The 23,892-nt window shown below is 64.2% G+C and carries 20 protein-coding genes, 1 tRNA gene and 1 pseudogene; 4 read left to right on the top strand and 18 right to left on the bottom strand.

What is annotated here, in order from left to right; genetic code table 11:
* Nucleotides 1-19 precede the first annotated feature (19 nt).
* Both JX25_RS00430 and JX25_RS00425 read right to left on the bottom strand, forming a co-directional pair.
* A complete protein-coding gene (locus JX25_RS00430; RefSeq protein WP_128253170.1) occupies nucleotides 20-1,951 on the bottom strand; it encodes a MacB family efflux pump subunit in 1,932 nt (643 codons plus the stop codon).
* A complete protein-coding gene (locus tag JX25_RS00425) occupies nucleotides 1,951-3,120 on the bottom strand; it encodes an efflux RND transporter periplasmic adaptor subunit (RefSeq protein WP_164876014.1) in 1,170 nt (389 codons plus the stop codon). The genes JX25_RS00430 and JX25_RS00425 overlap by 1 nt, the downstream gene beginning before the upstream one ends.
* Before the next feature lie 115 nt (nucleotides 3,121-3,235).
* On the opposite strand from JX25_RS00425, the gene JX25_RS00420 reads away from it, so the two are divergent.
* Both JX25_RS00420 and JX25_RS00415 read left to right on the top strand, forming a co-directional pair.
* Entirely contained in the window at nucleotides 3,236-4,240 is a 1,005-nt protein-coding gene (locus JX25_RS00420; RefSeq protein ID WP_128253168.1) for an MGH1-like glycoside hydrolase domain-containing protein, read from the top strand.
* Between the two features lie 36 nt (nucleotides 4,241-4,276).
* Nucleotides 4,277-5,137, top strand: coding sequence for an SDR family oxidoreductase (locus JX25_RS00415; RefSeq protein ID WP_128253167.1), 861 nt, complete (start codon nucleotides 4,277-4,279; stop codon nucleotides 5,135-5,137).
* Here JX25_RS00415 and JX25_RS00410 read toward each other — a convergent pair.
* The 6 genes from JX25_RS00410 to JX25_RS00385 all read right to left on the bottom strand — a co-directional run bounded on the left by JX25_RS00410 (nucleotide 5,047) and on the right by JX25_RS00385 (nucleotide 10,620).
* On the bottom strand, nucleotides 5,047-6,243 hold the full coding sequence (locus tag JX25_RS00410; protein ID WP_128253166.1) for an MFS transporter: 1,197 nt from the start codon (nucleotides 6,241-6,243) through the stop codon (nucleotides 5,047-5,049). The genes JX25_RS00415 and JX25_RS00410 overlap by 91 nt on opposite strands.
* Before the next feature lie 112 nt (nucleotides 6,244-6,355).
* Nucleotides 6,356-8,266: a 1-deoxy-D-xylulose-5-phosphate synthase gene (gene dxs / locus JX25_RS00405; RefSeq protein ID WP_128253165.1), complete on the bottom strand. Its 1,911-nt coding sequence runs from the start codon at nucleotides 8,264-8,266 to the stop codon at nucleotides 6,356-6,358.
* A gap of 6 nt (nucleotides 8,267-8,272) precedes the next feature.
* Complete coding sequence (locus JX25_RS00400) at nucleotides 8,273-9,085, bottom strand: polyprenyl synthetase family protein (protein ID WP_128255123.1); 813 nt, start codon at nucleotides 9,083-9,085, stop codon at nucleotides 8,273-8,275.
* A gap of 50 nt (nucleotides 9,086-9,135) precedes the next feature.
* Complete coding sequence (locus JX25_RS00395; protein WP_128253164.1) at nucleotides 9,136-9,366, bottom strand: exodeoxyribonuclease VII small subunit; 231 nt, start codon at nucleotides 9,364-9,366, stop codon at nucleotides 9,136-9,138.
* A 58-nt stretch (nucleotides 9,367-9,424) separates the two neighbouring features.
* Entirely contained in the window at nucleotides 9,425-10,126 is a 702-nt protein-coding gene (locus JX25_RS00390) for a response regulator (protein ID WP_128253163.1), read from the bottom strand.
* Nucleotides 10,123-10,620 carry a MarR family winged helix-turn-helix transcriptional regulator gene (locus tag JX25_RS00385; RefSeq protein ID WP_128253162.1) on the bottom strand — a complete coding sequence of 166 codons (498 nt, stop codon included), beginning with the start codon at nucleotides 10,618-10,620 and terminating at the stop codon, nucleotides 10,123-10,125. Before JX25_RS00385 ends, JX25_RS00390 begins: the two co-directional genes overlap by 4 nt.
* Before the next feature lie 144 nt (nucleotides 10,621-10,764).
* On the opposite strand from JX25_RS00385, the gene JX25_RS00380 reads away from it, so the two are divergent.
* Nucleotides 10,765-11,634 carry a branched-chain amino acid aminotransferase gene (locus JX25_RS00380; protein WP_128253161.1) on the top strand — a complete coding sequence of 290 codons (870 nt, stop codon included), beginning with the start codon at nucleotides 10,765-10,767 and terminating at the stop codon, nucleotides 11,632-11,634.
* Between the two features lie 36 nt (nucleotides 11,635-11,670).
* Here JX25_RS00380 and JX25_RS14700 read toward each other — a convergent pair whose 3' ends face one another.
* The 9 genes and pseudogenes from JX25_RS14700 to JX25_RS00340 form a co-directional block, all read right to left on the bottom strand.
* A complete protein-coding gene (locus JX25_RS14700) occupies nucleotides 11,671-11,847 on the bottom strand; it encodes a hypothetical protein (protein ID WP_164876013.1) in 177 nt (58 codons plus the stop codon).
* Nucleotides 11,848-11,899: 52 nt separating this feature from the next.
* Nucleotides 11,900-12,556: an FtsZ-binding protein FzlA gene (gene fzlA / locus JX25_RS00375; protein WP_128253160.1), complete on the bottom strand. Its 657-nt coding sequence runs from the start codon at nucleotides 12,554-12,556 to the stop codon at nucleotides 11,900-11,902.
* A gap of 64 nt (nucleotides 12,557-12,620) precedes the next feature.
* Nucleotides 12,621-13,343: a monofunctional biosynthetic peptidoglycan transglycosylase gene (mtgA, locus tag JX25_RS00370; RefSeq protein ID WP_128253159.1), complete on the bottom strand. Its 723-nt coding sequence runs from the start codon at nucleotides 13,341-13,343 to the stop codon at nucleotides 12,621-12,623.
* A 67-nt stretch (nucleotides 13,344-13,410) separates the two neighbouring features.
* Nucleotides 13,411-17,940: pseudogene (gltB, locus tag JX25_RS00365) on the bottom strand (glutamate synthase large subunit).
* The gene (locus tag JX25_RS00360; RefSeq protein ID WP_128253158.1) at nucleotides 17,937-18,359 is read right to left on the bottom strand and encodes a GFA family protein; all 423 of its coding nucleotides are present in this window, start codon (nucleotides 18,357-18,359) and stop codon (nucleotides 17,937-17,939) included. The pseudogene gltB and the gene JX25_RS00360 overlap by 4 nt, the downstream one beginning before the upstream one ends.
* Nucleotides 18,360-18,370: 11 nt before the next feature.
* Nucleotides 18,371-19,027 carry a hypothetical protein gene (locus JX25_RS00355; RefSeq protein ID WP_128253157.1) on the bottom strand — a complete coding sequence of 219 codons (657 nt, stop codon included), beginning with the start codon at nucleotides 19,025-19,027 and terminating at the stop codon, nucleotides 18,371-18,373.
* Nucleotides 19,024-20,460, bottom strand: a complete 1,437-nt coding sequence (locus JX25_RS00350; RefSeq protein ID WP_128253156.1) for an NAD(P)-dependent oxidoreductase — start codon at nucleotides 20,458-20,460, stop codon at nucleotides 19,024-19,026. The genes JX25_RS00355 and JX25_RS00350 overlap by 4 nt, the downstream gene beginning before the upstream one ends.
* A 155-nt stretch (nucleotides 20,461-20,615) precedes the next feature.
* Nucleotides 20,616-21,413, bottom strand: a complete 798-nt coding sequence (locus JX25_RS00345) for an undecaprenyl-diphosphate phosphatase (RefSeq protein ID WP_128253155.1) — start codon at nucleotides 21,411-21,413, stop codon at nucleotides 20,616-20,618.
* A gap of 6 nt (nucleotides 21,414-21,419) precedes the next feature.
* Nucleotides 21,420-22,400 carry a complex I NDUFA9 subunit family protein gene (locus JX25_RS00340; protein ID WP_128253154.1) on the bottom strand — a complete coding sequence of 327 codons (981 nt, stop codon included), beginning with the start codon at nucleotides 22,398-22,400 and terminating at the stop codon, nucleotides 21,420-21,422.
* 142 nt (nucleotides 22,401-22,542) lie between these two features.
* Between JX25_RS00340 and JX25_RS00335 the strand changes: the two genes are divergently transcribed.
* A tRNA-Leu gene (locus JX25_RS00335) sits at nucleotides 22,543-22,627 on the top strand.
* A gap of 94 nt (nucleotides 22,628-22,721) precedes the next feature.
* Here JX25_RS00335 and JX25_RS00330 read toward each other — a convergent pair.
* The gene (locus JX25_RS00330; RefSeq protein WP_128253153.1) at nucleotides 22,722-23,717 is read right to left on the bottom strand and encodes a siderophore-interacting protein; all 996 of its coding nucleotides are present in this window, start codon (nucleotides 23,715-23,717) and stop codon (nucleotides 22,722-22,724) included.
* Between the last annotated feature and the right edge of the window lie 175 nt (nucleotides 23,718-23,892).

The raw sequence follows: 23,892 nt of genomic DNA, 5'->3' as shown, positions 1-23,892 counted from the left end.
GGTCACCATATGGCCATACCTATTCCCGTGTCAGCGCCTCCACCGGGTCAAGGCGCGATGCGGCGCGTGCGGGCAGAAAGCCGAAGGTCACCCCGATCACGCTGGAGGAGATCACCGCCACCACGATCGAAGTGGTGGAATAGATCAGCGACATTTGCGGCACGGCCATCGTCAACGCTTCGCCCAGGCCCAGGGCAAGCGCGATCCCGAGGATGCCGCCCAGCAGGCAGACCAGTACCGCCTCGATCAGGAACTGGGTGATGATGTCGGACCGGCGTGCGCCCACGGCGATGCGCACTCCGATTTCCTTTGTCCGCTCCGTCACCGAAACCAGCATGATGTTCATCACCCCCACGCCCCCGACAAGCAACGAGATGACGGCAATGCCCGAGATCAGAAGCGTCAGCGTCCGGGTGGTGGAGGTGATCGCCTCGCGGATCGTGTCGGTGTTGGTCAGGAAGAAATCCTGCTTGCCGTGGCGGGTGGTCAGGAGGCTGGTGATCAGCGCTTCTGCCGTGTCCATTCCGTAATCATCCGCAACCCGGACCGAAATCGAATCGACGTAATTCTGCCCCGAAAGGCGCGCCATCGCGGTGGTGAAGGGGATGAACAGGTTTAACGCCGAACGTGGCCCGAAACTGGTGCCCGAAGCTTCCACCACGCCAACGATGCGCACCGGCACGCGGCCCATCATCACCACCTGCCCCACGGGATCGGCCTCGCCGAAAAGCTCGGTCGCCCCGTCGGTGTCCACCACCGCTTCCTGCGCATGGGTCGCGACGGCGGCGCGGTCGAAGGTGACGCCGCTCATTGTCCTGAACGCCCGCGCGGCGAAGTATTCCACGCCCACGCCCGTCACACTTGCCGAAAGTTCCGTCGCGCCGTGGCGAATGGTGGCACTGGCCGAAACGGTGGGCGACACGCCCGCAGCATAGGGTTGCACCGACAGCGCCTCGGCATCCTCGGCCGTCAGGGCGCGGATGCGGTTCGCGCTCCGGTCTCCGAAGCCGGCACCGTTGCGGATGTCGATCGTATTGGACCCGATGGAGGAGATGTTCTGCAAGACCTGCTGCTGGGTGCCCTGCCCCAGCGCGACCACCGACACGACCGAGGCGATGCCGATGATGATACCAAGCATCGTCAGGAAACTGCGCATCCGGTGGGCCGTCATGGCCCGCACCGCCATCACGAACGCCTCACGCAGACGATCAAGGGCAGGGGCAAGCCCCTGCTTTGCCGGATCCCTCTGCGCCGTTTGCGCAACCGCACCCGTCTTGCTGTCCGAGATGATGACCCCGTCGCGCATTTCCACGATCCGGTCGCACATGGCCGCGATGCCCGGATCATGGGTCACGATGACGATGGTGTGCCCTTCGCCGTGCAGTTCCTGCAACAGCCGCATCAGTTCGGCCCCAGATGCGCTGTCGAGTGCGCCCGTCGGCTCGTCCGCGAGAATAACTTCGCCGCCATTCATCAAGGCGCGGGCCACCGAAACACGCTGCTGCTGCCCGCCCGAAAGCTCTCCCGGGCGGTGGTCCAGCCGGTCGCCAAGGCCAAGGCGGGTCAGCAGCGCCCGGGCCCGATCCCGCCGCGCCCCCCGCGCCATCCCCTTGTAGATGGCGGGAACCTCCACGTTCCCCACCGCGTCCAGATCGCCCAGCAGCTGATAACGCTGGAAGATGAAGCCGAAATGCTCGCGCCGCAATTCGGCCAGATCGTCGGGCGGCAGATCCGCGATGGCGCGCCCGGCAAAGCTGTAGGTGCCGGCAGTCGGGCGGTCCAGAAAGCCGAGGATGTTCATCAGCGTGGATTTGCCCGAACCGGACTGGCCCACGATCGCCACCATTTCGCCGGCATGGATATCAAGATCGATATCCTTCAGCACGGCGATGCGCTGGTCCCCCGCCGCGTATTCGCGCCGGATGCCCCGGATGCGGATCAGCGGCTCCATCAGAAGCCCATGGGTCCGCGGCGCCCGCCGCCCGGGGCACCGCCCGCCGCCGTGGCGCCCGAAACGAGGATGCGATCCCCTTCCTTCAGCCCCGAAACGATTTCAGCGGTGACATTGTTGTTCAGGCCCACCTCCACCTCTCGCGGCTCCACTCCCGATGCGGTCTGCACCTGCACGGTATAGCGACCGTCCGCCCCGCGCTGGCCCAGCGCCGAGGCCGGCAGCGTCAGCACGTCGCGTGCCGCATCCAGCAACACCTGAACCTCGGCCGTCATGCCGATGCGCAGCACACCATCCGTATTCTCTACATCGAACAGCCCGTTGTAGTAGATCGCCTCCTCGGTGGAGATGGTATCGCTGTCCTCGATCCCGGCAGGTGCGGGTTCGATCTGGCGCACCTGCGCGCTGAACTGCCGGTCGGGCGCGCCAAGGATGGTGAAGGTCACATCCTGCCCCGGTGCAACGCGCACCACGTCCGCCTCTGAAATCTCGGCATTCACGACCATATGTTCCAGATCAGCCAGCTTCACGATGGTCGGTGTGCTTTGATTGGCGTTGACGGTCTGACCGGCCTTGGTCACGATGGCAACGACGGTGCCGGTCATCGGGGCAGTGATCCGCGTGCGGTCCAGTTCCACCTCGGCAATGGACACAGCGATGCGGGCATCGTCGCGGCTTGCCTCAAGCTCTGCCAGCGCGGCCTTGGCAATGGCCAGATCGGCCGAGGCCTGTTCGAACGCTTCCACCGTCAGGCTGCCGCGCTGCGACAGGGTGCGGCTGCGGTCATAGGATTGTTGCGCCAGAACAAGGCTGGCCTCAGCCGAGGATATCTTCGCCTCGATTCCGGCCAGCGAGGCACGCGCCTGCGCCAGCGCGTTTTCCTGATCGCGGCTGTCGATGCGGGCGATCAGGTCTCCTTCCTGCACGGTCTGGCCCAGCGTCACAGCCAGTTCCTCAACCGTGCCGGATACCCGCGCCCCCACGCTGACCAGCGCCGCGCTTTCGATCTGCCCCGCGGCAAGAACGTTCACCGCAACGTCGCCGCGCTGCACCGCCAGCGTTGCCGGCGGAATCGTGGCATCGCTGCGCCCGTTCATCCAGAAATAGGCACCGCCAGTCAGGGCGATGGCGGCGACAAGGGCGAATATCCAGAACTTCCGGCGGGTCATGCGGGCCTTTCCGTGATGCGGGCGCAATATGGGTTCAAACGCGGCAGGTTGCCATATCCGTCGCGGGAACCGCGCGGCCGCCTTTGCGATTGACCTTCGAAGAATGGAGGACGTCATGGACATCAGCAGCGCGACCGACATCCTGAGCGCCGCCGATCACGGGGATCACATCGCGGCAGAGGGGTTGCCACAGGACGTGCTGACCTCGGCCTTCGTGGCGCTGGCCTTGTCGCATGACCGCCCCGACCGCGCCTGGACCGAACTTGAAACGGTGCTGGCGGCGCAATGGGCCGACGGGATGGTGCCGCACCTGATCTACCACAAGCCGTCCGAAGCCTTTCCGTCCAGCGGGCTGTGGGTGACGGGGCGTCCGGTCACGACATCGGGCCTGACGGCGATGCCTTTGCTGGGCAGTATCCTGCTGCGCCTGCACCAGCGGGCCCCTGACACAGTACGCGCCCGTGCCGCACTGAGGGCGATCGACCGCTGGCATGGCTGGTTCGGCACGCATCGCGATCCGCATGGCGAGGGGCTGGCCGCGATCCTGCACCCGTGGGAATCGGCGCGTCCGGATGCGCCGGATTGGGATGAACCCTTCGCCCGCGTCTCGACCGAGGGTGTTGCGCCTTACCTGCCCGCCGGTGCCCAGCCGACACAGGCGCGGGCCGTGTGGCTGATCGAACGCTTCCGCTCGCTGGGGTGGGAAACGCCGGAACTGCATGACGGATCCCCGTTCTGCGTGGTGGATCCGGGACTGAACGCGGTGCTGATCCGCAGCGCGCTTGATCTTGCCGCCCTTGCGGATTCGGTGGAAGAGCCGGAAATCGCCGAGGGCAACCGCATGATCGCGGAACGTGGGCAGGCGGCAATTATGGCCTTGTACCACGAAGGGCGCTACCTGCCGCTGGACCGCATCTCCGGGCAGCTGGTCATGACTTGGTCGGCGGGAACGATCCTTCCCGCATGGGCCGACCTTCCGGTGACGGCACAGGCCGAAGGGCCGGTTGAACCTTGGGTGGCCGCACTGACGGGCCACGCCGCCGGGGCGCATGAAACGATCATGGGCGCGGCGCTGTTCATCGAACAAGCCGTGCAGGCGCGCAGCACGCTGTCGCGCTGACTTGCATCTTGGCGCGGGGCAGGTCACGTTTCGGCCATGCCCACGCTTCTTGCCCTTGGCCACGGTTACACTGCCTCGGCCCTTGCGCGCCGCCTGCTGCCGCCGGGCTGGCGCATCATCGGGACCACCCGCGATCCCGCCAAACCCCTGCAAGAGGGGGTGGAGCGGCTGGTCTGGCCCGCCCCCATTCCGGACGGGGTCACGCACCTGCTTGCCTCTGCCGCGCCGGATGACGGAGGCGATCCGTTTCTTGCCACCCATGCGGACCAGATCGGCGCGCTGCGGCTGCACTGGGCAGGCTATCTTTCGACCACGGGCGTTTACGGCGATCACGCCGGTGGTTGGGTGGATGAAGAAACACCCCCTGCCCCCAGCACACGGCGCGGGGTCCTGCGGCTGAAGGCCGAACGCCAGTGGCAGGCGCTTCTGCCCATCCACATCTTCCGCCTTGCCGGCATCTATGGCCCCGGCCGCGGCCCCTTCGAAAAGGTGCAGGAGGGGACCGCGCGCCGGATCATCAAGGCCGGCCAGGTGTTCAGCCGCATCCATGTGGAAGACATCGCGCAGGTGCTGGAAGCTTCCATCCGCCAGCCGGCAACCGGCATCTTCAACGTCTGCGACGATGATCCCGCCCCGCCCGAGGATGTGATCGCCCATGCCGCGCAGCTTCTGGGCCTGTCCGTGCCCCCCGCCATCCCGTTCGAGAATGCCGAGATGACGCCGATGGCCCGCAGCTTCTATGCAGAATCCAAGCGCGTGCGGAATGACCGGATCAAGGCGCTTGGCGTACAGTTGCGCTTTCCCGATTACCGGGCGGGGCTGGCCGACCTTCTGGCATCGCGCAGCGTGACGGCAAAGCAGACGATCCCGGCCACAGACAGCAGCGCCCCCACATAACCCGACGCCTGATAGCCATAGCCTGCCCCGATCGCCGCAGCAGCCAGCGCCGGGCCGATGGCATTGGCCGTGTTGAAGGCGGAATGGTTCAGCGCCGCGGCAAGGGTCTGCGCTTCGCCTGCCACATCCATCAGGCGGCTTTGCAGCGGGATCGACAACGCGCCGGACATGCCGATGAAGAACACCAGCGGCAGCAGCGTGCCCAAGGCCGCCGCGGCGGGGGCGTAAAGCAGCATCAACGCGCCACTGGCCGCCATCACTACAAAGGGCGCCAGGTTCGGCCAGCGGTCAGCGAACCAGCCCACCACGATGGTGCCAACCACCATCCCAAGTCCGATCACGGACAACACCAGCGGCTCTGCCGCCTCTCCGGCCTGCGTCACCTCGCGCACGGTGGTGGTCAGATAGGCGTAAACCGCGAAAAACCCGCCAAAGCCCACAGCACCCGTCAGAAGCGTCAGCAACACCTGCCGGTTCCGCAGGGCCGAAAGCTCGGCGAGGGGGGAGGAGGTTCGCCGCACCTCGTTCCGCGGGGCATAGATCCAGATCATCGCGGCACAAAGCACCGCCAGCAGGGCCACAACCCCGAACCCCCAGCGCCAGCCGACCGTCTGCCCCAGCACGTTGGCAAACGGCACGCCCAGCACCGTGGCCACCGTCAGACCCGTCATCACCCGCGCCACCGCTTTCGACCGCTGACCGCGCGGCACCACGCTGGCTGCCAGAAGTGAAGCCACGCCGAAATAGGCCCCATGCGGCAGGCCCGAGGCAAAGCGATAGGCCAGCATCCCGTGATAGGTTTGCGCGAAGGCCGAAGCGACATGGGTCAACGCATAGATGATCATGAGCGCGATCAACAGGCTGCGGCGCTGCCACCGCGCGCCCAGCACCGCCAGCACCGGCGCACCCGCCACCACCCCCAGCGCATAAGCCGAAATGACATGACTGGCCGTCGTTTCCGCAATCTGAAGCGAGGGCGAGAAATACGGAATCAGCGCCATCGCCGCGAATTCCGACGTGCCGATGGCGAAACCACCCATGGCCAGCGCGAAGTGCAGGATGCCGGGACGGATTTCGACGGCCGTGGTGCTGATGGTGTCTGACATCGTCGATCCCTGTGGCTGCGTTCACAGCCCCGCATATGCTGCGCGCAGCACCTTCGCCAAGCCCTTGATCCGATAACGATGACTGCCATGCAATTGCTGCATGGCTATGACATCAGGCACGTTTCTGGATCGACGCGATTCCAAGCACTTCCAGCACCTTGGCCTCCACCTGCGGCGCATCAAGGCCGGCGATGTGATACATCGCGGCGGGGCTGGCCTGATCGATGAAGGTATCGGGCAGAACCATCGAGCGGAACTTCAGTCCGGCATCGAAAACGCCTTCATCGGCCAGAAGCTGCGCGACATGGCTGCCGAAGCCGCCAACCGCGCCTTCCTCTATCGTGATCAGCGCTTCGTGGTTCCGCGCAAGCGACAGGATCAGATCGCGGTCCAGCGGCTTGGCAAAGCGCGCATCGGCTACGGTGGTGGAAATGCCGCGGGCATTCAGCGCCTCGGCCGCTTTTTCCACTTCGAACAGGCGGGTGCCGAAGGACAAAAGCGCAACGCGTTCCCCTTCGCGGATCACGCGGCCCTTGCCGATCTCGATCGGGGTGCCGTGCAGGGGCAGCGGCACGCCCGTGCCCTCGCCCCGCGGATAGCGGAAGGCGATCGGCCCGGCATCATGCGCAGCGGCAGTGGCGACCATGTGAACCAGCTCCGCCTCGTCCGCGGCGGCCATGACCACGAAACCGGGAAGATTCGCCAGAAACGCCACGTCGAAGGAACCGGCATGCGTTGCACCATCGGCGCCCACAAGGCCCGCGCGGTCAATGGCAAAGCGCACCGGAAGGCGCTGGATGGCCACATCATGCACAACCTGATCATAGCCACGCTGCAGGAATGTCGAATAGATCGCGCAGAACGGCTTCATCCCGCCCGCAGCCATGCCTGCCGCAAAGGTGACAGCATGCTGTTCGGCAATTCCCACATCGAAACAGCGTTCGGGGAAACGGCCGTCGAAAAGATTAAGGCCGGTGCCATCGGGCATGGCTGCCGTGACGGCAACGATCTTCGAATCCCGCTCCGCCTCGTCCACCAGCGCCTCGGCGAAGACCCTGGTATAGCTGGGGGAGTTTGCCTTGGCCTTGGACTGAACGCCCGTCTGCACATCGAACTTGGCGGTGGCGTGGCCCTTGTCGGCTGCGCGTTCGGCGGGGGCATAGCCCTTGCCCTTCTTGGTGATCACGTGGATCAGCACAGGCCCCGTGGCCTTGGCCTTCACCGTCCGCAGCACGGGAAGCAGCGCATCCAGATCATGCCCGTCCACCGGGCCGATATAGGAAAAGCCCAGCTCCTCGAACAAGGTGCCGCCGAAAGCCATGCCCTTCAGCATTTCCTTCGCCCGCCGCGCGCCTTCCTGGAACGGTTCGGGCAGCAGGCTGACGGCGCCCTTGGCCGCCGATTTCAGCTCGTGGAACTTCGCGTTGCCATAAAGGCGCGACAGATAGGCCGACAGCGCACCCACCGGCGGGGCGATCGACATCTCGTTGTCGTTCAGGATCACGAACAGGCGCTTGTCCAGGTGGCCGGCATTGTTCATCGCTTCGAACGCCATGCCGGCGGACATTGACCCGTCGCCGATCACCGCGATGGCGTCGCCCGGCTGCCCCCCCAGATCGCGCGCCGCCGCAAAGCCCAGCGCCGCGCTGATGGAGGTGGAGGAATGTGCCGCGCCGAACGGATCGTATTCGCTTTCGCTGCGCTTGGTGAAGCCCGACAGTCCCCCCTCCTGCCGCAGGGTGCGGATGCGGTCGCGGCGGCCCGTCAGGATCTTGTGCGGATAACATTGGTGCCCGACATCCCAGACCAGCTTGTCCTTGGGCGTGTCGAACACTGCATGCAGTGCCACCGTCAGCTCCACGACGCCCAGACCTGCACCCAGATGCCCGCCCGTGACCGACACGGCCGAAATCGTTTCGGCCCGCAATTCATCGGCAAGCTGGCGAAGCTCCCGGTCCGTCAGCCGCTTCATGTCGGCGGGAATGGTCACACGGTCAAGGATCGGGGTATCGGGTTGTGTCATGTTCTCTCAGCTTTCCCGCGAGATGACGAAGCGCGCGGCTTCGCACAGGATGGCGGCGTCGTCACCGTAGAAGGAAAGCGCGGCCTCCGCCTCTTCCACCAGATCGGCAGCGCGCTTCTTCGCGCCCTCCAGCCCCAGCAGGGAAACGAAGGTGGCCTTGCGGGCCTCGGCATCCTTGTTCAGCCGCTTGCCCGCCTTCGCCGCGTCGCCTTCGACGTCCAAGATGTCGTCGGCGATCTGGAAGGCAAGGCCAACGGCCGCGGCATAGGCGGCAAGCGGCGCGGGATCGGCACCCGCGATCAAGGCGCCGGCCTGCGCCGAGAACCCGATCAGCGCCCCCGTCTTGCCGGCCTGAAGGCGTGTTATCTCCTCCAGCGTCAGGGGCCTGGCAGCGCTTTCGGCGGCAATATCCAGCGCCTGCCCCAGCACCATCCCTTCCGCGCCCGAGGCTTTGGCCAGCGCCGCAACCAGCGCGATCCGCCGGTCGGCCGTTCCGATGACGGGATCCGCCAGAAGCTCGAATGCCAGCGTTTGAAGCGCGTCGCCCGCAAGCACGGCCGTCGCCTCATCCCACTTCACATGAACGGTGGGCTGGCCGCGGCGCAGGTCGTCATCATCCATGCAGGGCAGGTCGTCATGCACAAGGCTGTAGGCGTGCAGCGCCTCGACCGAGGCGGCAACAGGCAGCGCCCGCTCCCCCACCCCGTGCAGGCGTGCCGATTCCAGCACCAGAAACGCCCGCAGGCGTTTTCCACCCCGAAGGGAATAGCGCATCGCCTCCACCACCGGCACATCGCCGCGCGCAGACAGCGCATTCATCAGATGCAGTTCGGTGGTGCGGGCGGCGTCGGCCAGGCGGGTCTGAAAGTTCACAGCCCCTCCGCGGGAGCGGTGCCGGTGGCACGGCCTTCCTGTGCGCGGATCATTTCCACCTTTTCCTCGGCAGATTTCAGCTTCGTGGCGCAATGGGCCTTCAGGGCCGCGCCGCGCTCATAAAGCGCGATGGATTGTTCCAGCGGCACGTCGCCCTTTTCCAGCGCTGCCACAACACGTTCCAGCTCGGCCATGGCGTCTTCGAAGCTCATCTCGGCGATCTGCATGGCTGCCTCCTTGTTCCTTGGGCGCGACCATAGCCGCAGGCGCGGCGCAAGGCCAGCCTCAGTCGGGGGCAAGCATGTAGCCCGCCCCGCGCACCGTTTGCAGGTAACGGGGCTGGCGCGGATCGGCCTCGATCTTGCGGCGCAAACGGGTGATCTGCACATCGACCGCGCGTTCCTGCGTTTCGCCATGATCGTCACCCGCCAGATCGCCGATCAGGCGGTCGCGGCCCACAGGCTCGTGCGGGCTGGCGGCGAACACGCGCATCAGGGCCGACTCGGTCGCTGTCAGGCGAACAAGATCGGTGCCGCGCCACAACTCCCCCCGCTCCATGTCATAGCGCACATACCCCAGATGAAGCACCTTGGGTCCGGCCTGCGGTTTCACATGCGGAACGCGGCGCAGGATGGCATTGATGCGCAGCAGCAGCTCCTTCGGCTCGAACGGCTTGGCCAGATAATCGTCCGCCCCCGCCTCCAACCCCTCGATCCGGCTTTGCGTCTCGCCCCGCGCGGTCAGCAGCAGGATCGGCGTCATCATCCGGTCGCGCAGATCGCGGGTAAGGGAAACGCCATCTTCCCCCGGCATCATCACGTCAAGAATCAGCATGTCGAATTCCAGCCCCGCAAGCAGCTTGCGCGCCTGCGCCGCATCGCGCGCGGCCGAAACCAGAAAGCCGTTGCGGACAAGAAATTTCTTCAGCAATCCGCGGATGCGTTCGTCGTCATCCACGACCAGAAGGTGCGGGGCGTCGTTCATCATCGTTTCTCCTTCAGCCCGTGATACTGACGAAGAAGCTCGGGGTCCATCATTGCCTCCAGCACCTGCCGGAAGCCCTGCACCGCGACCGGCCCTGCGGCGCGATAGGCGGCACGCATCCGCGCCTGCTGGGCATCCGACAGCTCCCGCTCCAGCGCCCTGCCCTTTTCGGTGAGGTGCAGGTTGCGTTCGCGCCGGTCGTGGCGGCCCACCTTCGCCTCCACCAGCCCATCCTCCAGCAAGACGCGCAGGATGCGGTTCAGGCTTTGCTTGGTCACCCCCAACACCGCCAGAAGGTTGCTGACAGTCGTGCCGGGGCTGCGATGGATGAAATGGATCGCACGGTGATGGGCACGGCCATAGCCGTATTCCTCCAGGATCCGGTCGGGATCGGCGGTGAACCCGCGATAGGCGAAGAACATCGCCTCCACCCCTTTCCGCAACTGCTCGTCGGTCAGAAACAGCAGTTGCTCGCCGCTTGTCGGTCCCTGCGCCATTGATCCTCCCATAATCGTCATAACCTTCTACGTCAGGGTTGTTGACATTCCAAGACACGACCGTTAGCGAAAGTGACATCACAGCGCAACAATATGACCGAAAGGCCGGATGTAGCGCAACGTTCAGCGCGAAGGAGAGAAAAGATGGCTGGTGCCTATGATGACCGCGACGGCAAGATCTGGATGGATGGCAAGCTGGTGGAATGGCGCGATGCCAAGGTCCACGTCCTGACGCACGCGCTGCATTACGCCTCGTCGGTCTTCGAGGGCGAGCGTTGCTACAACGGCAAGATCTTCAAGAGCCGCGAGCATTCGGAGCGTCTTCTGAAATCGGGCGAGCTGCTGGACATGCCGATCCCGTACACGGTCGACCAGATCGAGGAAGCCAAGTACGCCATGCTGAAGGCCAATGGCTGGACCGATGCCTATGTGCGCGCCGTGGCCTTCCGCGGGGCCGGCGATGACATGGGCGTTTCGGCCGCGCGCAACAAGGTGCAGCTGGTGGTCGCGGGCTGGGAATGGGGCGCCTATTACGGCGATGCCAAGATGCAGGGCGCAAAGCTGGGCATTTCCAAGTGGAAGCGCCCCTCGCCCGAAACGATCCCCAGCCAGGCAAAGGCTGCCGGCCTTTACATGATCTGCACCATGTCCAAGCACGAGGCCGAGGCCAAGGGCTTTTCCGACGCGATGATGTTCGACTATCGCGGCTATATCGCCGAGGCGACGGGCGCCAACATCTTCTTCGTGAAGAACGGAGAGGTTCATACGCCCAAGGCCGATTGCTTCCTGAACGGCATTACGCGCCAGACCGTGATCCAGATGCTTCGCGACTGGGGCGTGACCGTCCATGAGCGTCACATCGAAGCGCACGAGCTTGAAGGGTTCGAGCAGTGCTGGCTGACCGGCACGGCGGCAGAATGCACCCCCGTCAGCCAGATCGGCGATTACAGTTTCGAGGTGGGCCAACTGACACAGGACGTGACCAAGGCCTACGAAAAGCTGGTTCGCGCCTGATCACGATGGAAAAAGGGGGGCAGACGCCCCCCTTTTTCATGTCTCGCGGCCGCGCTGGATGCGCGCAAATTCCGCGATCCGGCGCCCGCTGTCGGGGGTTTCGGGGCGACGGTGCAGCGCGGCTGCGGCAGGATGACTGCCTTCGGGCTGCTGACGCTTCTCGATCTCGGTATACTGTTTAAGGCGGGTATCGTCTTTATGATCTTCGGTCATGGCGATGTCCTCCTGCCCCGCAATATAGGGCAAAAGGCGCGCCGGTTAACCCTTAGAAATCAAGATCGGCATAGTGTTCGGATGGCGGATGGCCCGGCACCTGATCGGCAAGGATGGTGCGGAAAGCCGGGCGCGACTTGATCTTGGCATACCAGTCCTTGATCACCGCATGCCGGTTCCAGTCCACGTCCGAGACGTAATCCAGCGACGACAGATGCGCGGCTGCCGCGAAGTCGGCCAGCGTCATCGAATCGCCGGCCAGCCAGCGGCGTTGATCCAGCAGCCATGCCATGTAATCGAGGTGATACTTGATCCGGCTGGAGCCGAACTTGATGTTCCGCGCATCCGGCGTGCGGCCACCGATCTTCAAACGCTCGTATACCAGGCGCGATGTGACCTCCTGGTGGAACTTGTCATCGAACCAGGCGCAAAGGCGGCGCACTTCGAAGCGGCTGTCTGGGTCGCGCGGCATCAAGGCAGGCTGGGGGAAGCTCTCCTCCAGCCATTCGCAGATGGCCTGGCTCTCGCTCAGGATGCGGCCGTCGATCCGCAGGACGGGCACCTTGCCGGCAGGGTTGCGGCGAAGGAAATCGGGGTTCTGCTCCCAATACCGCTCTTCCACCAGTTCCACCTCGACGCGCTTTTCGGCCAGCGTCAGGCGAACCTTGCGGCAGAAGGGCGAAAGGGCGAAATGGTACAGGCGATTCATGTCAGTCTTCCGATACTGCAAGCGTGTCCCTGAATGGCTTGCGCCACCGCGCAATGCAAGTCGGTCAGCCCTGAAAACAGCCTGCCCGGCCATCAGCGCGGATCGTTGCCGCCCCAGAAAGCGCTGCTTGGGAACGTCCGCGCACGAAGGTGGTCGGATTCACCGGATCGCGCTGCTTGGGGTTGGGCAGGATCGCCGCCAGCCGCGCCGCCTGAACCGCCGTCAAATTCGCCGCATCCACCCCGAAATAATGCCGCGCCGCCGCCTGCACGCCGAAGATTCCCTCCCCGAACTCTGCCACGTTCAGATAGACGTTCAGGATATGGCGCTTGGACCATGTGAGTTCCACGGCCGGGGTCAGCACTGCCTCCAACGCCTTGCGAACCCAGCTGCGCCCCTGCCACAGGAACACGTTCTTCACCACCTGCTGCGACAGGGTGGAGGCGCCGCGATTCGATCCCGCCGCCATCGCGCTGCGGATGGCCGACATGTCGAACCCCCAGTGGCGGCAGAAATTTGCATCCTCGGCCGCGACGACGCTGCGCGCCATGACGGGGGCGATGGCATTCATGGAAACGGTTTCGTGGGATATGCCGCCAAGGCGCATCCGCTCTGACATCATGTACGGGGTCATGGGCGGCGTGATGGCGGCAAACAGCAGAACCAGTGCAGCGGCAGCAGCCAGCGCCCCCAAGCCGATGCGGCGGCCCCATTTGCGCAGTGCTTCCCGCCCGGCGGGAAGCGCGCCCTTGCGCCGGGATCGTGATGATGAGCGTTTCGCGGCCATGCCCGTCTTTAGCCATGACGGGGCGCGTCCGGTCAATGAAAAAGGCCCGCTTTCGCGGGCCTTCCGGTCATTCGGCAGGCACGGCCTGCGCTTCGTTCGAAAGCGGATGCGGCAGGTGGATCAGCATCTCCTTCGGGCAGGCCTGAAGGAAGTTCGACCGTTCCGTTTCCCAGTGGCGCAGGATGCGGTTCGCCTTCTGGCTGTCCGTTTCGCGCGCGTGGCTTTCGATCAGGCCGCGCAGCTGCGCTTCCCAATGCGGATGCGTCACGGCGCAGGTCACCAGCGTTTCAAGGTTCATCATGTCTTCGGCCGCGCCGTCGGGATCGTAAAGATAGGCCATCCCCCCCGTCATCCCCGCGCCGAAGTTCGCCCCGATCGACCCGAGGATCACCGCCACACCGCCGGTCATGTATTCGCAACCGTTGGTGCCACAGCCCTCGATCACCACGCTTGCGCCCGAGTTGCGGACCGCAAAGCGTTCCCCCGCGCGCCCTGCGGCAAACAGGAAGCCGTCGGTCGCGCCGTAAAGAACGGTATTGCCGATGATCGTGTTGTCGGCCGCAACCAGCGGGCTTGCCATGGGCGGGCGCACCACGATGGTGCCCCCCGACAGACCCTTGCCGACATAGTCGTTTGCATCGCCCTGCACCTCGATCTTGAGGCCGCGCACCGCGAACGCCCCCAGCGACTGACCGGCATTGCCCGACAGTTTCAGCGACAGGTGATCTGCCTGCAGGGTGTTGCGCATGCCGAACTTCTTGACAATGTGGCTGGATGCCCGCGTGCCGATGGTGCGCAGCGTGTTGCGCACGGCATAGGACAGCTGCATCTTCTCACCCTCTTCGAAGAAGCGGGCACCGTCCTTCACGATTTCCGCGTCCAGCGTATCCATCACGTGGTTGCGGGGCTTGGAACGGTCATAGGTGATGCGGCTGGCACCATCCACCGTGATCAGCAGCGGGTTCAGGTCCAGATCGTCCAGATGCGCCGAACCCCGCGAAACCTGGCTCAGCAGGTCCGCCCGGCCGATGATCTCGTCCAGCGACCGTGCGCCGATGGAGGCAAGGATGTCCCGCACTTCCTGCGCATAGAAGGTGATCAGGTTCACCACCTTGTCCGCAGTGCCCGTGAACTTCTTGCGAAGCGCCTCGTCCTGCGTGCAGACGCCCACCGGGCAGGTGTTCGACTGGCACTGGCGCACCATGATGCAGCCCATGGCAATCAGGGCGGCGGTGCCGATGCCGTATTCCTCGGCACCCATCATCGCGGCCATGACCACGTCGCGCCCCGTGCGCAAACCGCCATCGGTGCGCAGGGTCACCCGCTCGCGCAGGTTGTTCATCGAAAGGACCTGATGCGCCTCGGTCAGGCCCATTTCCCACGGCAGACCCGCCTACTTGATCGAGGTGCCGGGCGATGCCCCTGTGCCGCCGTTATGACCCGAGATCAGGATCGTGTCGGCCTTCGCCTTCGCCACGCCCGCAGCGATCGTGCCCACGCCCGAGGACGAGACCAGCTTCACCGTGACCTTGGCGCGCGGGTTGATCTGCTTGAGGTCGTAGATCAGCTGGGCAAGATCCTCGATCGAATAGATGTCGTGGTGCGGCGGGGGAGAGATCAGCGTCACGCCCTTCGTGGAATGCCGCAGCCGCGCGATCAGTTCGGTCACCTTCATGCCCGGAAGCTGGCCGCCCTCGCCCGGTTTGGCACCTTGCGCGACCTTGATCTCCAGCTCCTCGCAGGCGTTCAGGTATTCGGCGGTGACGCCGAACCGGCCCGAGGCGACCTGCTTGATCTTGGCACTGGGGTTGTCGCCGTTTTCGTCCGGCAGGAAGTGCGCCGGATCCTCGCCGCCCTCGCCCGAGTCGGATTTCGCACCGATCCGGTTCATCGCGATGTTCAGCGTCTTGTGCGCCTCCGGCCCCAGCGCCCCCAGCGACATGCCGGGCGTGATGAAGCGCTTGCGGATGGAGGTGATGCTTTCCACCTCCTCGATCGGGACGGGCTTGCCCAGCGGCTTGATGTCCAGCAGATCGCGCAGATGGATGGGCGGGTTGGCCCGCAGCGCAGCCGAATACTGTTTCCAGATGTCATAGCTGGCGCGGTCGCAGGCCGCCTGCATCATGTGCATGGTCTGCGCTTCCCATGCGTGCTTTTCACCCGAACGGCGGGCCTTGTAGAAGCCGCCGATGGGCAGCACGTCCTGGCCTTGCAGCCAGCCGCGGGCATGCACCTCCTCGACCTTGCGCTGAAGGCCGGTCAGGCCGATGCCCGAGATGCGGGACTGCATGCCGGGGAAGAATTCCGCCACCAGCGCACGCGACAGACCCACCGCCTCGAAGTTCAGGCCACCGCGATAGGAGGAGATGACCGAAATCCCCATCTTCGCCATGATTTTCAGAAGGCCCGCATCGATGGCGGCGCAGTAACGGCGCATGGCGTCGGTCAGGTTGCCCTCGATCAGGCCCCGCTCGATCCGGTCAGCGATGGAATCCTGCGCCAGATACGGGTTCACCGTGGTGGCGCCGCAGCCGATCAGCACCGCGAAATAATGCGGATCGATACATTCGGCCGACCGCACGTTGATGGAACAGAACGTCCGCAGGCCCTTGCGCGTCAGCCACGAATGCACCGCGCTGGTGGCAAGGATCATCGGCATCGGCACCGCCGTTTCCGACTGGTGTTCATCCGTCAGCACCAGATGGCCCGCACCGGACCGCACAGCATCCTCCGCCTCGGCGCGGATGCGGGACAGCGCGTCGGCCATGTCGCCGCCTGCGGGGAAGGTGCAGTCGATCACCGCGACCTGATCGCCGAACTGCTTCAGCATCACCTCGAAGTCGGCATTGGCCACGAAGGGGCTTTCCAGCACAAGAATCTCGGTCTGGCCCGAGTTTTCGTCCAGCACGTTCTTGAGGTTGCCGAAACGGGTCTTCAGGCTCATCACCCGCGCCTCGCGGAGCGAGTCGATCGGCGGGTTCGTGACCTGGCTGAACGCCTGCCGGAAGAAGTGCGACAGCGGCCGATAAACCGAGGACAGCACCGCAGCCGGCGTGTCATCGCCCATCGAGGCGATCATTTCCTTGCCGTCTTCGGCCATCGGGGCCAGCACCTGCTCCAGCTCCTCCAGCGAATAGCCGGCGGCAATCTGGCGGCGGCGCAGTTCGGCGCCGGTGAAGCGGGCGGTTTCCGGCACGTCCTTCAGCAGGACGGACAGATCCACCACCTTTTCGATCCAATCGCCGAAGGGACGGTCGGCGGCAAGTTTGTCCTTCAGTTCCTGATCGTGATAAAGGCGCCCCTCGGCCATATCCACAGCGATCATCTGGCCCGGCCCCAACGCGCCCTTTTCGCGCACCGTAGCTTCGTCGATCGTGACCATGCCGACCTCGGATCCGGCGATCAGCAGCCCGTCACCCGTCACGACATAGCGCATCGGGCGCAGGCCGTTGCGGTCAAGGCCGCCGCACACCCAGCGGCCATCGGTCATGGCCAGCGCCGCAGGGCCGTCCCACGGCTCCATTACGGCGTTGCAATAGGCATACATGTCCGCCCATGCCTTCGGCATCTCGCCGGTCTGCTTGGACCATGCCTCGGGAACCAGCATCGTCTTGGTCATCGGCGCATTGCGACCGCCACGCACAAGAACCTCGAACACGGCATCCAGCGCGCCGGAATCCGACGTGCCCGCCGGAATGATCGGCTTGATGTCGCCCGCCGCATCGCCAAAGGTCGAAGACGCCATGCGGATTTCGTGGCTTTTCATCCAGTTGACGTTGCCCTTCAGCGTGTTGATCTCGCCGTTATGGGCAAGCATGCGGAAGGGCTGGGCCAGCGACCATTGCGGGAAGGTGTTCGTCGAATAGCGCTGGTGATAGATCGCAAAGGCGGACTCGAAACGCTCGTCCTCAAGATCCGGGTAGAAGACCGAAACCTGTTCGGCCAGCATCATGCCCTTGTAGATCACCGACCGGCAGGACAGCGAGCACAGGTAAAGGCTGGTGATGTTGGCTTCCAGCGCTGCTTTCTCGATCCGGCGGCGGATGATGTAAAGCTCGCGCTCGAACTGTTCTTCGTCGATGTCCTTGTCGCAGCGGATCAGGATCTGCTCGATCTCGGGGCGGGTCGCATTCGCCTTTTCGCCGAGAACCGAGATATCCACCGGCACGTGCCGCCAGCCATAGATGTAATGGCCCATGCGCAGCACTTCGGTTTCCACGATCGTGCGGCACCGTTCCTGCGCGGCGAAATCCGTGCGCGGCAGGAAGACCTGACCCACCGCGATGTGGTTGGTGGTGTCGGGTTCGTGCCCCGTGCGGCGCACCTGTTCATAAAAGAACGGCACCGGGATCTGCACATGGATGCCCGCGCCATCGCCCGTGCGGCCATCGGCGTCGACGGCGCCGCGGTGCCAGATGGCCTTCAGCGCCTCGATCCCGGCTTCCACGACGCGCCGCGCCGGCTTGCCGTTCAGCGACACCACAAGGCCGACGCCGCAAGAGGATTTCTCATCCTCGAAGCGGAACAGGCCGTTATCGTTCATCCACTGGCGCTTGGCTTCCTCGGCAGCAACCCAGTTTTCGTCATAGATGGTCATGGCTGGCCTCCTTCCGAGGAGCTTGCGATCATTTTGTAGAATTCATCGCCGGTCAGGCGGGGACGTTCGCCCGCAAGGGCATAGCCGGCAGGCTTGCGATCGATGAAAATCTCGTCCGCAAGGGCAAGTCCGGTCATATCGTCCAGCAGGCCGGGGGAAAGAAAGTACGGGCCGCCTTCGTTCAGGCGGAACCAAAGGTTGGTGCCGCAGGTGCCGCAAAAGGCACGATGCCCCCAGTCGGACGAGGCATAGGTGCGGATCGTGTCGCCGCTGATGGAGATTTCCCCCTCCGGCACCTGCACGGAAAAGCCGATCAGGCCCTGACGGCGGCAAATCTCGCAATGGCAGGCATGCATCTCGGCGGGGGCATCGGTCAGGGTGACGCGCACCGTGCCGCACAGGCAGTGTCCGGTAGTCATCTCGTTCTCCCTCACGAAATCACGGCGTCACAGTCGAAGATCGGTTGCCCGGCTTCGAACCCGTCCTCGCCCGGAAAGGCGAATGACATTGGGCTTCCATCCACGGCCAGGGCATTGCCACTGCCGTCATCATGTTCGGACGGACCTGCAAAGAAACTTCCAAGATCCTGGCTGACGAATTCGTTCCCGTGCGAATGGCGCAGGACGCGGCCCGTCTCGTCCATTTCGGTGAAGGCGAACTTGGTCTGCTGCAGGACCTGCCCGTCGATCGTGACAGCCCGTCCCGTCAGCACATCGCGGCCCGTCACATGGGTGCGGGTGCCCTGTTCATGGTTCAGCCAGAAATCGTATTCGTCCCGCCCTTCAGCGAAAAGCGTGCTGATGGAGGCGGGGTCGGCACGTTCGCCCATGATCCGCCGGCCGTTGGCATCAAGGCTTTCCAGCCACTCGCCCTCGGCATTGGTCAGGGTTGCGAAGAACGGCCCTTCCTGATCGGAATCGACGCGCCATGACGTTCCCGCCGGATCATTGCCGCAGGTATAGTAGTTCGAAACGCGGCATTGCTTGGACTGCACCGTCATCTTCGTGGTGCAGCCTTGTGGCGGGGTAAACCCCGCCGCTTGCGCCGAAACCGGCAGCGCCAGACAAATCAGCGCGGCGCGGATCATTCCGCCGCCACCTGTGCGGGCGCCGAAAGGTAGTCAAGGACCGACGCAGCCGCCTCGCGGCCGTCGCGGATTGCCCAAACCACCAGCGAGGCACCACGCACGATGTCGCCCACGGCGAACACGCCGGGAAGATTCGTCGCATGGCTGCGGAAATCGGCCTTCACCGTGCCCCAGCGGGTCGTGCCAAGATCGGGCGCGTTCCATTGCGTGGGCAGATCTTCGGGCTCGAAACCGAGGGCGGTGATGACCAGATCAGCAGGCTCGACATAATCGGCCCCCTCGATCAGTTCGGGGGACTGGCGGCCCGAGGCATCGGGCGGCCCGAGGCGCATCTTCTGCACGATCACGCCTTCGACGTGATCTGCGCCGGTGAAGCCGGTGGGCGCTGTCAGCCAGACGAACTCGACGCCCTCCTCCTCGGCATTTTGCGTTTCCCGCTTCGATCCGGGCATGTTGGCACGGTCGCGGCGGTAAAGGCACTTCACGCTGGTCGCGCCCTGCCGGATCGCCGTGCGCACACAGTCCATCGCCGTATCCCCGCCGCCGATCACCACGACGCGTTTGCCGGCCGCGTTCAGCTGGCCGTTGTCGTAGGCCTCCACATCATCGCCGAAGCTTTTACGGTTCGACGCGGTCAGATAGGATAGCGCCGGCACGATACCCGCCGCACCCAGACCGGAACCGGACAGGTCGCGCGCCTTGTAAACGCCCGTTGCGATGACAACAGCATCATGCTGCCCGCGGATCGCATCGAAGCTGATATCCACGCCCACGTTGCAGTTCAGCACGAACTGCACGCCTGCCGCTTCCAACTGCTCCACCCGCCGCATGACGACGTGCTTTTCCAGTTTGAAGCCGGGGATGCCATAGGTCATCAGCCCGCCGGCACGATCATAACGATCATAAACCGTGACCTGTACGCCCTGGCGGCGCAGCATGTCGGCCGCGGCCAGGCCGCCGGGGCCCGCGCCGATGATGCCCACGGATTCGGTACGCTCTGCCACCGGAAGGCCGGGCTTCACCCAGCCGCGGTCCCACGCGGTGTCGGTGATGTATTTCTCGATCGCGCCGATGGTCACCGTTTCATGGCCCGACTGTTCGATGACGCAATTGCCTTCGCACAAACGGTCCTGTGGGCAGATGCGGCCGCAAATCTCGGGGAAGGTATTGGTCAGCTGGCTGATGGCATAGGCCTCTTCCAGACGGCCCTCGGCGGTCATGCGCAGCCAGTCGGGAATGTTGTTGTGCAGCGGGCAGTGCGACTGGCAATAGGGCACGCCGCACTGGCTGCACCGGCTGGACTGTTCGGCAGCCTTGGCATCCGCGAATTCGCGGTAGATCTCGTCGAAATCGCGAGAGCGGAGGTCAGGCAGACGTTTCTCCGGCATCTCGCGCGAGGTCGAGACGAATTTCAGCATACGTTGCGTGGCCATGGCTGGGCAATCCTTGCAGAAAGGCGGTCACCGCCTTCTTACCACAAGCCAAAGCCATAAAAAGTCACTCACGCTGACCTATATGGAAGATTTATGGAGCGCTCGCTAACCATCCAGTCCAGATTGGAGAAAATTAGGTCAGCACAGTTTCCGCATCAGCCAAACGTAAGCCAGATCATCGCGATGGTTCCCACAATGATTCGCCACCAACCAAAGGCAGCGTAGCCCCGCCGCGCAACAAACCCGAGAAGCCACCGGACCACGCAAAGCCCCGAAACAAAGGCCGCGACAAAGCCGAGACCGATCAAGCCGAACTGCTCTGCATCCAGAACATCGCGGTTCTTCCAGAAATCATAGGTGAAGGCGCCCAGCATGGTCGGCATGGACAGGAAGAACGAAAACTCTGCCGCGGCGCGCTTGCTGCACCCCAGCGCAAGGGCGCCCACGATGGTTGCCCCCGAACGGGAAACGCCCGGAATCATCGCAAGGCACTGGATCACGCCGATGCGCAGCGCCGTCCATATCGGCAAACGCATGGCATCATCATGCTTGGGTGCAATGGCAAGGCGATCCACGAACAGCAACACGACGCCGCCCAGGATCAGCATCATCGCGATCAGGCGGGGGGTTTCGAACAGAACCGTCTTGATGATGTCATGCGCCATGACACCGATCACCACCGCAGGCGCAAAGGCAACCAGCACCGTCCAGACGAACCGCCGCGCCTCCGGATCATGCGGGGCCGCGCGCATCACGTTCCACAACCTGCCGGCATAGATCGACAGCACGGCCAGAACGGCACCCAACTGAACCATGACCGCGAAGGTGTTCCCCGCGCTTTCGAAGCCGATGAAGTGACCGATCAGAAGAAGGTGCCCGGTAGAGGAAACCGGAATGAACTCGGTCAATCCCTCGACCACGCCAAGGAAGAGGGCTTCAAGCGCTTCATGCATAAGGTATCAAGCCTTCAGATTTTTTTCGGTGGGCCGCATGCGGGCGTATTGTCCGTTCGGACGGAAGCGCCACAAGTATTCGGGGATGACTGCCTCGAACGCGAGGGAGTCGATTCCAAGTTCCGTGAAACCCCGCGCACCCGGTGCGACGATATTATCGCGGGCCAGAAGGCGCAGCTGGTCGCGCGTAAGCAGGGTGTTGGTGATAAGGCCGCCGCTGATCTTCTGCAAACCGTCCAGAACGGCCGCCATCGCACCGGCCAGCCCGACCGGCAGATCCACCAGCCGGCGCTTGCGCATGATGACGGTCAGCATCTGGCTCATCAGCTCGCGGAAGGTCTCGGTAGAGGGGCCGCCCAATTCGAACGTGCCGGTGGCAAGGCCGTTCACACCCATGACCGCCGCCTGCGCCACATCGTCCACATAGACAGGCTGAAATTTCGTGTCGCCATGCACGATCGGCAGGAACCGCGAGCGGCGTGCCATTTCGGCGAAGCGATTGAAGAAATCATCCTCGGGGCCGAAGATGATCGAAGGACGCAGGATCATCGCCTGTGGGAAAGCCGCCAGAACCGCAGCCTCGCCTTCCGCCTTCGTGCGGGCATATGCGCTGGCCGAACTGGCATCGGCGCCGATGGCCGAAAGATGGACCAGCCGGGTGACCCCCGCCTCTGCCGCAAGGCGCGCAATACGGCCCGCACCTTCGACCTGAACCGCAGCAAAGCTATTGGCGCCCCTGGCCTGTAGGATTCCGACGCAGTTCACGACCGCATCCGCCCCCTGAAGAACCGCCCGCACCGAAGCATCATCGCGGATATTGCAGAAAACCGGTTCCACCTGCCCCACATTGCCATAGGGTTTGAGGAACAGCGCCTCGTTCGGGCGGCGCACTGCGATACGGATACGCCAGCCTTCGCGGGCCAGGCGCCGCGCGATATAGCGTCCGACAAAGCCCGAACCACCAAAGATCGTGACCAGCTTGCTCATCCCCATTCCTCCCGGGTCTTGGCACATGCTGGAAATACGCGCCGAACAAGGGTCCGGCAAGTCTTGTCATCTTCCTGCAAAAAAGTTGCGTTTTGTCGTTGACACCCCTGATGCCAATAGGTAAACCCCCGCCACGACATCAGCCCAGATGGCGGAATTGGTAGACGCGCACGGTTCAGGTCCGTGTGCCGCAAGGCGTGGAGGTTCGAGTCCTCTTCTGGGCACCATACCACAAAAGAGCCCGCAGTCATCGACTGCGGGTTCTTTTGTATTCAAAAAAATGAAATCGCCCCGCCGAAGCAGGGCGCACCGATTTTGGCGTCACTTCGCCCAGTAAGCCAGCGCATGCACCTCGCCGCGTTTCAGCCCGATCTTCGCAGCATGTTCGCGCGCATCCGCGGCTTCGGCCTTTTCAGCCGCAAAATAAACGTAACGCGGCCCTTCGGGCACCTGCATCGACCGGAAGGCATCGATCAGCGTGTCGCCGTTTTTGCGGAAGATCCAGCGCAGGGTGATGCCTACAGGGCACTCCACCGCTTGAACATCGGCCTGTTCGGGAACCAGTATCACAGCCTCGCCCCGCGTTCCTTCGGGTGCGCCGCGAATCATGCGGATGATGGCGGGCAGCGCAGTTTCATCCCCCATCAGGCCGACCCACGCCGCTTCGGTCAGGCCGGTGCCGCCGGGGCCGGTCAGCGCGACCTCTTCGCCCGGGGTCAGGGCAGCGGCCCAGTCATTCACACGCCCGCCTTCGTGGCGGAAGATGTCGAACTCGATCCAGCGCCCCTCGGGGCAAATGTCGCGCACGGTATAGGCCGGGCGATGCCACACCTCCACGCCGCCGGGCCAGACGGTGCCGCCGGTTTCATCGGTCGAAGGCCAGCCAAGACCTGCCGGCCCCAGCAGCAGCCGGAAATGCAGCCCACCTCCCAGGAACCGAGTATAATCACCCGCCAGCCGCACCCGCGTGAAGTTGGGAGAGATCTGGGAGGCCCCGACCACGCGCCCCACTGCCATGTTGGCGGGGCTGGCACCGGCGCGCATCCGCGCCCATGTGATGCAATGGTTCAGGCCCTCCTGATCCAGATGCCATGTCAGCGTATCGCGCAGGTTCACAAGATGCGCACCATCGGTCGAGGTCAGTTCCACCGTGGTGCGGAGGCCGGTCTCGATCACTTCCAGCGTGCCATAGAACAGGTTCACGGACTTGCCGCGCGGGGTGTCCAGCACCTCCACCTCCAGCTCGGCTGCACGGCGGATCAGACCGGGCAGAAACGCCCCAACGGGAACATCCAGACAGGCCGTCGTTCTTTCCATCGCCACATCTCCTTCAGCGCGCCAACGCAACCGGAATGCCGGTCAATGGCTGGGCCAAGATATCCATACTATTTTCGTAAAGATTTTCCAAGCGGTCTTCCTTGGCAGGATGGCGCTGCCCTTTCCCGGCCACATCAGGCCGGCAAATTGCCCGCTGGGGCATCCCACATGGTGC

It is taken from the genome of Falsirhodobacter deserti, from assembly GCF_004015795.1.
Taxonomy (GTDB): Bacteria; Pseudomonadota; Alphaproteobacteria; order Rhodobacterales; family Rhodobacteraceae; genus Falsirhodobacter; species Falsirhodobacter deserti.
This window is presented reverse-complemented; position numbering and strand designations above follow the sequence as displayed.